This is a genomic window from Actinomadura rubteroloni (genome assembly GCF_002911665.1).
GTDB classification, from domain to species: Bacteria; Actinomycetota; Actinomycetes; order Streptosporangiales; family Streptosporangiaceae; genus Spirillospora; species Spirillospora rubteroloni.
Genome location: NZ_MTBP01000006.1, coordinates 129156 through 141726 on the forward strand (window position 1 = coordinate 129156; position 12571 = coordinate 141726).

At 74.3% G+C, this 12571-nt stretch carries 11 protein-coding genes; 5 read left to right on the forward strand and 6 right to left on the reverse strand.

Translation table 11 applies throughout. The features are described 5' to 3' along the window. Positions 1 to 3: 3 nt before the first annotated feature. The 3 genes from arcC to BTM25_RS28650 are packed head-to-tail and all read right to left on the reverse strand — an operon-like array spanning position 4 to position 3377. Positions 4 to 939: a carbamate kinase gene (gene arcC, locus BTM25_RS28640; protein WP_103566768.1), complete on the reverse strand. Its 936-nt coding sequence runs from the start codon at positions 937 to 939 to the stop codon at positions 4 to 6. Positions 940 to 969: 30 nt separating this feature from the next. Further along, complete coding sequence (argF, locus tag BTM25_RS28645; protein WP_103566769.1) at positions 970 to 1971, reverse strand: ornithine carbamoyltransferase; 1002 nt, start codon at positions 1969 to 1971, stop codon at positions 970 to 972. A gap of 26 nt (positions 1972 to 1997) precedes the next feature. Next, positions 1998 to 3377 carry an APC family permease gene (locus tag BTM25_RS28650; protein WP_103566770.1) on the reverse strand — a complete coding sequence of 460 codons (1380 nt, stop codon included), beginning with the start codon at positions 3375 to 3377 and terminating at the stop codon, positions 1998 to 2000. A 141-nt stretch (positions 3378 to 3518) separates the two neighbouring features. Here BTM25_RS28650 and BTM25_RS28655 point away from each other — a divergent pair, with 141 nt between their 5' ends. The 5 genes from BTM25_RS28655 to polX all read left to right on the forward strand — a co-directional run bounded on the left by BTM25_RS28655 (position 3519) and on the right by polX (position 8811). Next, positions 3519 to 4445: an ABC transporter ATP-binding protein gene (locus BTM25_RS28655; RefSeq protein ID WP_103566772.1), complete on the forward strand. Its 927-nt coding sequence runs from the start codon at positions 3519 to 3521 to the stop codon at positions 4443 to 4445. Continuing rightward, on the forward strand, positions 4442 to 5212 hold the full coding sequence (locus BTM25_RS28660) for an ABC transporter permease (protein ID WP_103566774.1): 771 nt from the start codon (positions 4442 to 4444) through the stop codon (positions 5210 to 5212). The genes BTM25_RS28655 and BTM25_RS28660 overlap by 4 nt, the downstream gene beginning before the upstream one ends. Beyond that, entirely contained in the window at positions 5209 to 6123 is a 915-nt protein-coding gene (locus BTM25_RS28665; RefSeq protein ID WP_103566775.1) for an EamA family transporter, read from the forward strand. Before BTM25_RS28660 ends, BTM25_RS28665 begins: the two co-directional genes overlap by 4 nt. Before the next feature lie 75 nt (positions 6124 to 6198). Then, the gene (prcB, locus tag BTM25_RS28670) at positions 6199 to 7035 is read left to right on the forward strand and encodes a proteasome subunit beta (protein WP_103566777.1); all 837 of its coding nucleotides are present in this window, start codon (positions 6199 to 6201) and stop codon (positions 7033 to 7035) included. Positions 7036 to 7080: 45 nt separating this feature from the next. Further along, positions 7081 to 8811: a DNA polymerase/3'-5' exonuclease PolX gene (gene polX, locus BTM25_RS28675; RefSeq protein ID WP_103566778.1), complete on the forward strand. Its 1731-nt coding sequence runs from the start codon at positions 7081 to 7083 to the stop codon at positions 8809 to 8811. Here the strand turns inward: polX and BTM25_RS28680 are convergent, their stop codons facing one another. From BTM25_RS28680 to BTM25_RS28690, 3 genes are all read right to left on the reverse strand, one after another. Further along, positions 8812 to 9810 carry a COX15/CtaA family protein gene (locus tag BTM25_RS28680; RefSeq protein ID WP_103566780.1) on the reverse strand — a complete coding sequence of 333 codons (999 nt, stop codon included), beginning with the start codon at positions 9808 to 9810 and terminating at the stop codon, positions 8812 to 8814. Positions 9811 to 9859: 49 nt separating this feature from the next. Further along, positions 9860 to 11065, reverse strand: a complete 1206-nt coding sequence (locus BTM25_RS28685; protein ID WP_103566781.1) for a PrsW family intramembrane metalloprotease — start codon at positions 11063 to 11065, stop codon at positions 9860 to 9862. A gap of 63 nt (positions 11066 to 11128) precedes the next feature. Then, a complete protein-coding gene (locus BTM25_RS28690) occupies positions 11129 to 12103 on the reverse strand; it encodes a heme o synthase (protein WP_103566783.1) in 975 nt (324 codons plus the stop codon). Between the last annotated feature and the right edge of the window lie 468 nt (positions 12104 to 12571).

The window sequence follows — 12571 nt, forward strand, 5'->3', positions numbered from 1 at the left end:
CGCTCAGAGCGTGCTCGCCAGGGGCCAGGTGGCGTTGGGCGTGACGATCGTGCCCGCCGTGCCGTCCAAAATCTGGACGCACTGGTCGAGCCGGCCGATCGCCGCCATGTCGCCGGTGCGCTCCACGAACCCGGCCGCCGCCTCGACCTTCGGCCCCATCGACCCGGCGGGGAACTGCTCGGACCGCAGCTCGTGCGGGGTCGTGTGCTTGATCTCCTCCTCCTCCGGCGTCCCGTAGCCGCGCAGGACGCGCGGGACGTCGGTGAGGATGAGGAACGCGTCGGCCTCCAGCGCCTCGGCGAGGACGGCCGCCGTCAGGTCCTTGTCGATGACGGCCTCGACGCCTTCGAGCTGGCCGACGTCGTTGCGGAAGACCGGAACCCCGCCGCCGCCCGCGCACACCACGACCGTCCCGCCCCGGACGAGCTGGTGGATCAGCCGCGTCTCGATGACGCGCTGCGGCCGGGGCGAGGGGACGACGCGCCGCCAGTGGTCGCCGTCCGGCTTGACCGTCCAGCCGAACTCGCGGGCGAGCCGGACGGCCTCCTCGTGCGTGTAGACCTGCCCGACGAACTTGGCGGGGTCCTCGAACGCCGGGTCCACCGCCGACACCAGCGTCTGGTTGAGCATCGCGAGCACCTGGCGGCCCGGCAGCGCGTTCTGCAGCGACTGGAGGATCCAGTAGCCGATCATGCCCTGCGTCTCGGCGCCGATCGTGTCCAGCGGATAGGGCCGGGTGAGGTTCGGGTCGTTGACGCTCTCCAGCGCCAGCACCCCGACCTGCGGCCCGTTCCCGTGCGTCAGGATCATCTCGTGCTTCGCGGCGAGCGGTGCCAGCGACTTCACCGCCGCCACCACGTTGGCCCGCTGGAGATCGGCGTCCGGCCGGTCCCCGCGCCGCATGAGCGCGTTCCCGCCGAGCGCGACGACGATGCGCATCGCGGCCTCCCTTCCGTCGCCCGCCGCCGGTCAGGCGAGCGTCGCGACCATCACGGCCTTGATCGTGTGCATCCGATTCTCGGCCTCGTCGAACACGATCGAGGCGTCGGACTCGAACACGTCGTCGGTGACCTCCAGCGCCTCCAGGCCGGTCTTCTGGTAGACGTCCTCGCCGACGACGGTGTGCCGGTCGTGGAAGGCCGGGAGGCAGTGCATGAACTTGACATCCGGGTTCCCCGTCGCGCGCAGCACGTCGGCGTTGACCTGGTAGGGCCGCAGCAGCCGGATGCGGTCGTTCCACACCTCGGCGGGCTCGCCCATCGACACCCACACGTCGGTGAGGACGAAGTCGGCGCCCCGGACGCCCGCCGCGACGTCCTCGGTGATCACGAGGTCGGCGCCGGTCCGGTCGGCGACGGCGCGGGCGGGCCGGACGACCAGGTCGTCGTCGGGCCACAGCTCGCGCGGCGCGACGATCCGCACGTTCATGCCGCACTGCGCGCCCGCCGCGACGTAGGAGTGGCCCATGTTGTTGCGGGCGTCCCCGAGGTAGGCGAACGTGATCTCGTCCAGGGGCTTGTCGCTGTGCTCGCGCATCGTGAGCATGTCGGCGAGCATCTGCGTCGGGTGCCAGTCGTCGGTGAGCCCGTTCCACACCGGGACGCCCGAGTAGCGGGCCAGCTCCTCCGCGTACGCCTGGCGCGACCCCCTGTACTCGATCGCGTCGAACAGGCGGCCGAGGACGCGGGCGCTGTCCTTCATCGACTCCTTGTGCCCGATCTGCGAACCGGACGGGTCGAGGTACGTCACGTGGGCGCCCTGGTCGTGGGCAGCGACCTCGAACGAGCAGCGCGTCCGCGTCGAGGTCTTCTCGAAGATCAGCGCGATGTTCTTGCCCGTCAGCAGGGGCCGCTCGGTGCCCGCGTACTTGGCCGCCTTCAGGTCGGCGGCGAGGTCGAGCAGGAACCGGAACTCCTTCGGCGTCAGGTCGAGTTCCCGCAGGTAGCTGCGGCCCCGCAGAGTGAAGGCCATGTCGCTCCGTTCTGTCGTGCGGCCGGTCAGGAGCCCTGGACGGCCGTCTCGCGCGGGCCGTACTCGCCGCGCCGCGCCTTGGCCCGGATGTAGACCGGGACGCCCGCCAGCAGCGCGAGGACGCCCAGCATCACCGCCCGCTCCCCCGCGCCGTAGACCATCGCGGTCGCGAACAGCAGCGCCGCGACGGCGACCGCGGCGTCCGCGAAGGCCCGGCGGCGGTGCGCGGACCGGCCGCGCGTGCGCAGCCACAGGAGCTGCGCGGCGGCCGAGAAGAAGTACGGGAGGGCGGAGGTGAAGGAGGCGAACAGCAGGATCGTCGCGAACGCGTTCTCCGACGCGTAGGCGAACACGAGCATCAGCGACGTCAGGGCCGCGCCGGTGACGACGCCGACGGCGGGCACTCCGCGCGGGGTCAGCCGGGCGAACGCGCGCGGGAACATGCCGTCCCGGGCCGCCGCGAGCGGCATCTCGGCGACCAGCAGCGTCCAGCCGTTGAGGACGCCGAGGCCCGCCACGATCGCGCACGCGGCCAGCACGCCGCCCCACAGCTCGCCGCCGAGCCCGCCGCCCGCCATCGCCTCGACCGCGTCGGCGAACGGCGCGGTGCTGTGCGCGAGCCGGTCGTGCGGGACGGTCCCGAACACGGCCACCGTCACGAGCAGGTAGAGCGCCCCGCACGCCGCGACGCCGAGGACGCTCGCGCGCCCGACGTCGCGCGCCGGGTCGGCCAGCCGCTCGGCGACGATCGCGACGCTCTCCATGCCGGAGTAGGCGAACAGGATGAGGCCCGCCGCGAGCCACGCCGCGTCCCACGCCGACCCGCCGCCCTCGACCAGGGGGCCGAAGTTGGCGGCGTCCAGGAAGAACAGCCCGGCGACGGCGACGAGCACGAGCGGCAGGAACTTCAGGACGGTCGTGGCGAGCTGGAACCGTCCCATGCTCCGCACGCCGGTCAGGTTGACGGCCGCCGCCGCCCAGATCCCGGCGAGGCCGAGGACGACCCCGGCCGTCGTCCCGTGCCAGCCGAGGAAGTAGTCGACGTAGCCGACCCACGCGACGGCGGCCCCGGCGTTCCCGGCCCAGGCCGTCAGCCAGAACGACCAGGCCGTCCAGAACCCGGCGAACTCGCCGAACGCGTCGCGGGCGTAGGCGTAGGGGCCGCCGCCGGCGGGGATCCGGGCGCCGAGGCGGCCGAGGACGACCGCGACCGCCATCGCGCCCGCCGTCGTGACCGCGAGGACGGGCAGGCTGATCGTCCCGACGGCGGCGAGCGAGGCCGGGAGCAGGAAGATCCCGGTGCCGACGACGTTCCCGACGACCAGCGCGGTCGCCTGCGGCAGCCCGAGGCGTGCGCCGGGCGGCGCTCCGACGGCCTCGACCGCCGACGTCCCCGGCTCCCCCATGCGTCCCCCCGACAGGCCGATCACGCTCCGTGGTCAATGCGGTACGCAGGGAATACCCGAGCGGTCGCGGCCGAAAACCGGTCCCCGTGCCGCACCGACCTGCGCGCGAACCGCGCGGCCCCCCGACCTAGACTCGTGCGCATGGCACCCCCCGACGACGGCGCGCTCGTCCTGGACGAGCTGGTCAAGCGCTACGGCGCGGTCACCGCGGTCGACCGGCTGTCGCTGCGCGCCGAGCGCGGCGCGGTCACCGCGCTGCTCGGCCCGAACGGCGCGGGCAAGACCACGACGATCGAGATCTGCGAGGGCTTCCGCCGCGCCGACGCCGGCCGCGTCGCGGTGCTCGGCCTGGACCCGGTCGCCGACGCCCGCGCGCTGAAGGCCCGCGTCGGCGTGATGCCGCAGTCGGGCGGCGTGCCGGGGACGGCCCGCGCCGGGGAGTTCCTGCGGCTCGTGGCGTCCTTCCACACCGCCCCGCTGGACCCGGGCGCGCTGCTGGAGCGCCTCGGCCTCACCCAGCACGCGAAGACGCCGTTCCGGCGGCTGTCGGGCGGGCAGCAGCAGCGGCTGTCGCTCGCCGTCGCCGTCGTCGGACGGCCCGAGCTGGTCTTCCTGGACGAGCCCACCACCGGCCTGGACCCGCAGGCCCGGCTCGCCACCTGGGAACTCGTCGAGGAGCTGCGGTCGGCCGGGGTGTCGGTCGTCCTCACGACCCACCACATGGAGGAGGCCGAGCGCCTCGCCGACCGCGTCGTGATCATCGACGGCGGCCGGGTCGTGTCCGCCGGGGCGCCCGCCGAACTGACCGGCGCCGAGCGCCAGCTCCGCTTCCGCGCCCGTCCCGGCCTCGGCACCGACGAGCTGCTGGCCGCGCTCCCGCCGGGCAGCGCCGCCAAGGAGTCGCCCGCCGGGCACTACCTGGTCGAGGGCGACCTCGGCCCCGAACTGCTCGCCACCGTCACCGCGTGGTGCGCCGCCCACGACGTCCGCGCCGACGACCTGCGCATCGAGCGCCGCACGCTGGAGGACGTCTTCCTCGAACTCACCGGACGGGAGCTGCGCGGATGACCGCCGTCCTCGACCTCACCCCCGCGCCCGGCGCCGTGAGCGCGCCCCGGATGATCGCCGCGCAGACCGGCTACGAGGTCCGCGCGCTGCTGCGCAACGGGGAACAGCTCCTCCTCACGCTGATCATCCCGGTCGTCCTGCTCCTGCTGTTCGGCGGGACGTCCCTGCTCGACCTCGGCCCCGGCCCGCGCGTCGGGTTCCTCACGCCGGGGATCCTCGCGCTCGCCGTCCTGTCCACCGCGTTCACCGGGCAGGCGATCGGCACCGGGTTCGAGCGCCGCTACGGCGTGCTGCGGCGGCTCGGCGCGACGCCGCTGCCGCGCGCGGGCCTCATCGCCGCCAAGACCCTCACGGTCGTGCTGGTGGAGGCGCTGCAGGCCGTCGTGATCTGCGCCGTCGCGTTCGCGCTCGGCTGGCACCCGCACGGCGACCCGCTGTCGGTGCTCGTCCTGCTGCTGCTCGGCACCGCCGCGTTCAGCGGGTTCGGCCTGCTCATGGCGGGGACGCTGCGCGCCGAGGCGACGCTCGCCGCCGCCAACCTCGTCTACGTCCTGCTGCTCGCGACGGGCGGCGTGGTGTTCCCGCTGGACCGGTTCCCGTCCGGGGTCCGGTCGGCGCTGGAGCTGCTGCCGGTCTCCGCGCTCGCCGACGGGCTCCGCGACGTCCTGCGCGACGGCCACACGCTGCCCGGCGGGCCGCTGCTCGTCCTCTCCGTGTGGGCGGTCGCCGGGCTGGCGCTCGCCGCGCGGTTCTTCCGGTGGGAGTGACCCTCGCCGCGGCGGACGGTCCCCCGGCCGGGCGGCTGCCGCGCCGTCCGCGCGCCCTGTCGGCCGGGGCCGTCCCGCCGCCCGCGCTGATCCTGCTCGGGATCCTGTCGGTGCAGATCGGCGCCGGGATCGCCAAGCACCTGTTCGACCGGCTGCCGCCGAGCGCCGTCGTGTTCCTGCGGCTGCTGACGTCGGCGGTCGTCCTCGCGTTCCTGGCGCGGCGGGCGCTGCGGACCGTCCTCGCCGACCACTCCCCGCGCAGCCTCGCGGTCGCCGCCGGGTTCGGCGTCTCGCTGTGCGTGATGAACACCGCGATCTACCAGGCGATGGCCCGGATCCCGCTCGGCGCGGCGGTGACGATCGAGTTCCTCGGGCCGCTCGCCGTCGCGGTGGCCGCGTCCCGGCGCGTCCGGGACGTCGGCTGGGCGCTGCTCGCGGGCGCGGGCGTCGTCCTGCTCGCGCGCGGCGGCGACCACCTGGACCTGGTCGGCGTCGGGCTCGCGCTGCTCGCGGGCGTCGGCTGGGCCTGCTACATCCTGCTGAGCGCAGCCACCGGACGCCGGTTCGCGGGCTCCACGGGCCTGGCCGCCGCCAGCGTCGTCGCGGCGGCCGTCGCGGTGCCGTTCGGCGTGGCGGCGGGCGGGACGGCCCTGCTGGACTGGCGGCTGCTGCTCCTCGGCCTCGGCGTCGGCGTCCTGTCGTCGGTGATCCCGTACTCGCTGGAGATGGAGGCGCTGCGCCGCGTCCCGCCGCGCGTCTTCGGCGTCCTCATGAGCCTGGAACCGGCCGTGGCGGCGCTCGTCGGCGTCCTGCTGCTCGGCGAGGTGCTCGGCGGGCGGCAGTGGGCCGCGATCGGCTGCGTGATCGTCGCGTCGGCGGGCGCGACGCTCGGCACGCGCGGCACCGGCTGAGCGGCGAGTGGCGGGTGCCCGTCCGGGCATGGAAGGATCGGAAAGACCGGACGGAACCGAGCGTGAGGAGCCACCGTGAACGGCTGGGCCGATGACCAGGGGCTCTCCCCCGAGCTGTTCGAGCCGGGCACGCCCTCCTTCGTGGACTTCCTGCGGCAGCGCGCCCCCGAGCTGCTGCCCGTCAACCGAGTCCGCCCGCAGGACCGCCTCGACCTGCCGCACGGCACGACCGTCCTCGCGCTCACGTTCCCCGGCGGGGTCATGATGGCGGGCGACCGCCGCGCCACCCAGGGCAACGTCATCGCCTACCGCGAGCTGGACAAGGTGCAGCGCGCCGACGAGTTCTCCGTCGTGGCGTTCGCGGGCACCGTCGGCCTCGCGCTGGAGATGGTCCGGCTGTTCCAGGTCGAGCTGGAGCACTACGAGAAGATGGAGACGGTCCCGCTGTCGCTGCCGGGCAAGGCCCGTCGGCTCGGCGCCGTCATCCAGGCCAACCTCGCGCAGGCGCTCCAGGGCCTCGCGGTCGTCCCGCTGTTCGCCGGGTACGACGCCGACCGGGGCGAGGCGCACATCTACACCTACGACATCACCGGGGCGCCGCAGCGGGCGCGCGGCTTCCACGCCGACGGCTCGGGCTCCCCGTTCGCCGAGGGCTCGCTGAAGAAGCTGTACCGGCCCGACCTGTCGGTGGAGGACGCCGCGCGCGTCGCGGTCGAGGCCCTGTACGACGCCGCCGACGACGACTCGGCCACCGGCGGCCCGGACCGGTCCCGCCGGATCTACCCGTCGATCTCGGTGGTCACCGCGGACGGCTACCGGGCGCTGCCCGAGACCGAGATCGCGGCGGTCGTGGACACGGTCGTGGAGGAGCGCATGGCGCGTCCGGGCGGGCCGGTCGCGCCGCTGCGCTGACCGCACCCACCGGGAGTGTCGGACCCGGTTCGTAGACTCGGGGCCATGGCACGGGCGAACGACGAGGCTGCGGCCCTCCTGCGGGAACTGGCGGACCTGCTGTCCATCACGGGCGGCGACGCGTTCAAGATCCGCGCGTACGAGAAGGCCGCCCGGTCGTTGCAGGGCCACCCCGACGACGTCGCGGACCTGCCGCCGTCCCGGCTCCGGGAGATCCCGTCGGTGGGCGAGGCCATCGCCAAGAAGGTCGAGGACTACCTCGCCACCGGCACGATCCGCCAGGTCGAGGAGCTGCGGACGCGCATCCCCGCCGGGGTCCGCGCACTCACCGAGATCCCTGGGCTCGGGCCGAAGAAGGCGCTCGCGCTGTACGACGAGATCGGCGTCGCGTCGGTGGACGAGCTGGCCGACGCGATCGGCCGGGGACGGCTGCGCGGGCTCAAGGGGTTCGGCCCGAAGACCGAGGAGAACATCCGGCACGGGATCGAGCTGCTGCGGCAGGCGGGCGAGCGGTCGCTGGTGGACGTCGCCGCCGACCTCGCCGACGAGATCGTCGCCGTCCTGGCCGAGGTGCCCGGCGTGGAGCGCTGCGCGTTCGCCGGGTCGCTGCGCCGGATGCGCGAGACGATCGGCGACGTGGACGTCCTCGCCGCGACCGATGACCCGCGTCCGGTCATGGAGGCGTTCACCGCGCTGCCGTTCGTCACCGAGGTGATCGCGGGCGGCGACAAGAAGACGTCAGTCCGCACTTCGCGCGGCCTCCAGGTGGACCTGCGGGTCGTCCCGCCCGAGGCGTGGGGCGCGGCGCTCCAGTACTTCACCGGATCGCAGGCGCACAATGTCCGGACGCGGGAGATCGCCGTGCGCGCCGGGCTGCGGCTGTCGGAGTACGGGATCTTCGACGTCGAGAGCGGCGCGCTGATCGCGTCGGAGACCGAGGAGGAGGTCTACGCGCGGCTCGGCCTGCCGTGGATCCACCCGACGCTGCGCGAGGACGCCGGCGAGATCCAGGCGGCGCTGGCGGGCGAGCTGCCCCGGCTCGTCACCGTGGACGACCTGCGCGGCGACCTGCACAGCCACACCGACCTCACCGACGGCACCGCGACCCTGGAGGAGATGGTGCGGGCGGCGATCGGGCGCGGCCTGGAGTACTACGCCGTCACCGACCACGCGCCGAACCTCGTCATGCAGCGGATGACCAGCGAGAAGATGCTCGCGCAGCGGGAGCGGATCCGGGCGCTGAACGCGCGCACGCCGGAGCTGGAGATCCTGCACGGCACCGAGCTGAACATCGACGGCGACGGGAACGTGGACTGGGACGCCGAATTTCTGGCGGGGTTCGACGTGTGCGTCGCGTCGGTGCACTCCCAGTTCCGCCAGGACAAGGACACGATGACGCGGCGGTTCGTCCGGGCGTGCGAGAACCCGTACGTCCACGTCATCGGGCATCCGACGACGCGGTCCCTCGGGCGCCGCGGCCCGGTCGACGCCGACTGGGACGAGGTGTTCCGCGCCGCCGCCCGCACCGGCACCGCGATGGAGATCGACTGCTTCCCCGACCGGCTGGACCTGCCCGCCGACCTCGTCCGGCGCGCGAAGCGGCTCGGCGTGCGGTTCTCGGTCGACACCGACGCGCACTCGCTGCGCGACCACCGCAACATCCGGTTCGGGGTCGGCGTCGCGCAGCGCGGCTGGCTGACGCCCGACGACGTGATCAACACCTGGCCGCTGGACCGGCTGCGCGCGTTCTTCGCCGCGAAAACCGAGCGCGCCTGATCAGGCGGGCTGCGGCGCCTCGCGGGCCGGTACGGGTTCGGGCGCCGCGACCGGCACCGGCCCGCGCTCCCGCGTGGCGAACAGCACCCGCAGCGCGGCGATCCACAGCAGGACCGCGCCGAGCATGTGCGCGACGACCAGCGGCCCCGGAACGCCGTTGAAGTACTGGACGTAGCCGATGACGCCCTGCGCCAGCTCCACCGCGAGCAGTTCGGCGGCGCGGCGGCGCAGCGCGGCGGGGGCCTTGGCGCGGACGGCCCACCCGAGCACCGCGACCGTCAGCAGCACGACCGCCCAGGCCAGCTCGCCGTGGATCCGCGCGACGTCCTCGATGTTGAACGACCAGCGGCGCGCCTCGGCGTCCCCGGCGTGCGGGCCCGTCCCGGTGACGACCGTCCCCGCGACGAGCACCGCGCCCGCCGCGACGAGCAGCGCCCACGTCAGCACGCGCAGGCCGGGGCCGGTGAGACGGCGCGGCGCCTCATCGCCTTCGCCAGACCGCACCCAAAGCGCGACGCAGAACACCAGCAGCGCCGGGGAGACGAGGAAGTGGAGCGCGACGGCGGCCGGGTGCAGGTCCGTCAGGACGACGATCCCGCCGATCACGGCCTGCGCGACCACGCTCATCGGCTGCGCCAGCGCGAGCAGCACGAGGTCGCGGCGGCGCGGGACGAGCCGCAGCGCCGCGACGAACACCAGCACCCCGACGCCGAGCACGACGAACGTCAGCAGCCGGTTCCCGAACTCGATGCCCATGTTGAGCGCCGGATGGTCGGGGTTGCCGGCCGGGACGAGGCTGTCGCCGGTGCAGCGCGGCCAGGTGGGGCAGCCGAGCCCGGACTTGGTGACGCGGACGGCGCCGCCGGTCGCCACGATGACCGCGTTGCCGAGGACGCCGAGGAGCGCCAGCAGGCGGAGCGAGGCGGGGGTGGGGCGCCAGACGGCGTCCACGGCCCGCAGGAGCGGGTTCGGAGCGGAGCGTTCGGCCACGGCACTCATCGTACGGGCGGCCCGGCGCAGCCCCGACCCACCCCCCGGCCGGGCCCGGTCAGCCGTAGGGCGACGGGTCCTGCGGCAGGAAGCCCGACGGCCCGCCCGGCGCCCACGGCGGCGCGGCGGGCCGCCGGGGCGGGGTCCGCAGGAACGCCTGCCGGGCGAGGTCCATGAGGTCGAGCAGGGCGTCGCGGCGGGCGCTGAACCAGGCCGGCTCCGCGACGCCGCGCTCGGCCCGCTTGTGCAGCAGGGACAACTCGGTCGCGGCGAGCTGGTAGTCGCTCATCGCGCGCGCCGCGAACGGCCCGCCGACCATCTTCGCCCAGCGGCGGGCGTGCCGGCGCGAGCGCAGGGACCGCAGCATCCGGACGTCCTGCGGCGTGACGAGCCCGGTCGCGGCGTAGGCGGGCAGGTAGGTCTCGATGCGGCGGACGGTCGCCCGCCGCTCCACCGACACGATCCCGATGATGACCAGCAGGACGAACAGGTCCAGCACGTACACGATCGCGAGGCCCGTCCCGCCGAACGCGGTGGACCCGTTCCACAGCCCGTGCAGCAGCATCGCCCCGAGCAGGCCGAGCAGCGGCGCGGCGAGCTGCCCGCGCCGGTGCGTGGCGGCGTAGGCGACGCCGAGCCCGGTCATGGACGTGAACAGCGGGTGGCTGAACGGCACGACGAGCCCGCGCAGCACGAACACGGCCTGGAGCGCCTGCGCGCCGCCGTCCTCGTAGGCGCGCATGTAGTAGGTGACGTTCTCCATCATCGCGAAGCCGAGCCCGACCATCCCGGCGTAGATCACGCCGTCGGCGAACCCGTCGATCTCGTTGCGGCGCAGCCACAGCAGGCCGAACAGCACCGCGCCCTTCAGCGTCTCCTCGATGACCGGCGCCCCGAACGTCGCGCTGACGAAGTGCCCCCGCGTCTCCCCGAAGATCGGGACGGTCACGTACAGCAGCCCGAGCGTGTTGAGCACGAGCGCGCCGAACACCGCGACCCCGGCGCCCCACATGAACGAGAACGCGAGCGCGCGCGGCGGCTCGGGCTCCATCCGGTCCAGGGTGAGGACGAGGGCGACCAGCAGCGGGATCGGCAGCATCGCCAGCACGAGCCCGGCCCAGAACCCGCTGCCGCCCGACAGCGCGTCCAGCGCCAGCGCGAGCAGCGCGCACACCGAGCAGCCGAACAGGCCGAGGATGAGCAGGACCGGGGGACGTCCCGGCACCCGGCCCTCCAGCACCGCCTTCGGGTCAACCTGCGCCATACCGGGAGCGTAACCGGACAGGGCGGGCGGCGGCGCGGGCGGGGCCGTCCGGCGCCGGGACGGTCAGCGCAGCAGCGGGTCGACCGCGACCGCCGCGAACAGCAGCGCGAGGTACACGTTGGAGAGGTGGAAGAACCGCATCGGTCGCAGGTGGACGCCCGTCACACCGGCCAGCACGTCCCGCAGCAGCCGGTGCCCCTCGGCGAGGAACGCCAGCCCGAGGACGACCGCGACGGCCCCGTACACCGGTCCCATCCCGGCCACCGGCCACAGCGCCAGCGAGCACAGGACGGTCGCGTAGGTGTAGACCAGGCTCTCGATCACGACGCGGCGCTCGGTCGCGACGACCGGCAGCATCGGCACCTTGGCGACCGCGTAGTCCTCGCGGTAGCGCATGGCGAGCGTCCAGGTGTGCGGCGGCGTCCACAGGAACACGACGCCGAACAGCACGAACGGCGTCAGGCTCAGCCCGTGCGTGATCGCGGCCCACCCGATGAGGACGGGCATGCACCCCGCGATGCCGCCCCACACGACGTTCTGCGACGTCCGGCGCTTGAGCAGCAGCGAGTACACGAAGATGTAGAACAGGATCGCGAACAGCGACAGCGCGGCGGCGAACACGTCGACCGTCAGCGCGAAGCCCGCCGTGGACGCGACGCCGAGCGTGATCCCGAACACCAGCGCGCGTGCGGGCGTGACCTGCGCGCGCGCCAGCGGACGGCGCCGGGTGCGGCGCATCTTGGCGTCGATGTCGCGGTCGATGTAGCAGTTGACCGCGTTCGCCGCGCCCGCCGACATGGCGCCGAACGCGAACGTCAGCAGGACCGTGCGCAGCGGGGGGACGCCGCCGGCGGCGAGGAACATGACCGGGATGGTCGTGATCAAGAGCAGCTCGATCACGCGCGGCTTGGTGAGCGCCACGTAGGCGCGCACGCTCGCGCCGAACGAGCGGCGTTCGGCCGTCGCGACCGGGGCCGCGGGCGCCCCCGGCGCCTGCTCGCCCAGATCGACCCCGGGCTTGTTACTGAGCACCGTCACAATCGGGTCCACGTCCAACTAGGGATGAGAAATCACATGCCGCCTCGGCGGCCCCGCGTTCCGGGCCGCACCTCGGGCCGGCTGCAACTTCGGCTCGGGAAACCTGTCGCGGCCGATGTCGTCAACCGCGCCCTCACTGTAGTCCGCCCCCTCCCGGGGTCACGCACCGGGTCCGGGACGCGCCGTCACGCCGTGTGAAGGGGCCGCCGGGGGGCGCGGGGCTCCCCCGCGAGTTCACCCGGGCGGGGGGTTAGTCCGGCGGCGCTTCGGGCAAGGGTCACCCTATGCAGGCGGCCGATCCGGCTGCGGTGACGTCCCTGATCACCGCGGCCGCGACCGGACTTCCCGGCCCGGTCCGCCGTCCCGGTGGAGCGGTAGGCTCGGCACCGGGCGCGGTGATCTTCGCGCGGCCCGGCGTGGCGGGCCGCCGGAACGAGCGCCACGGCCCGCCGGGACGACCGCCCGCGT

Coding starts and splice junctions, on each gene's coding strand:
- argF (WP_103566769.1), bottom strand. CDS start 1,971: ATGGCCTTCACTCTGCGGGGCCGCAGCTACCTGCGGGAACTCGACCTG.
- BTM25_RS28680 (WP_103566780.1), bottom strand. CDS start 9,810: ATGAGTGCCGTGGCCGAACGCTCCGCTCCGAACCCGCTCCTGCGGGCC.
- BTM25_RS28660 (WP_103566774.1), top strand. CDS start 4,442: ATGACCGCCGTCCTCGACCTCACCCCCGCGCCCGGCGCCGTGAGCGCG.
- BTM25_RS28650 (WP_103566770.1), bottom strand. CDS start 3,377: ATGGGGGAGCCGGGGACGTCGGCGGTCGAGGCCGTCGGAGCGCCGCCC.
- polX (WP_103566778.1), top strand. CDS start 7,081: ATGGCACGGGCGAACGACGAGGCTGCGGCCCTCCTGCGGGAACTGGCG.
- BTM25_RS28655 (WP_103566772.1), top strand. CDS start 3,519: ATGGCACCCCCCGACGACGGCGCGCTCGTCCTGGACGAGCTGGTCAAG.
- BTM25_RS28685 (WP_103566781.1), bottom strand. CDS start 11,065: ATGGCGCAGGTTGACCCGAAGGCGGTGCTGGAGGGCCGGGTGCCGGGA.
- arcC (WP_103566768.1), bottom strand. CDS start 939: ATGCGCATCGTCGTCGCGCTCGGCGGGAACGCGCTCATGCGGCGCGGG.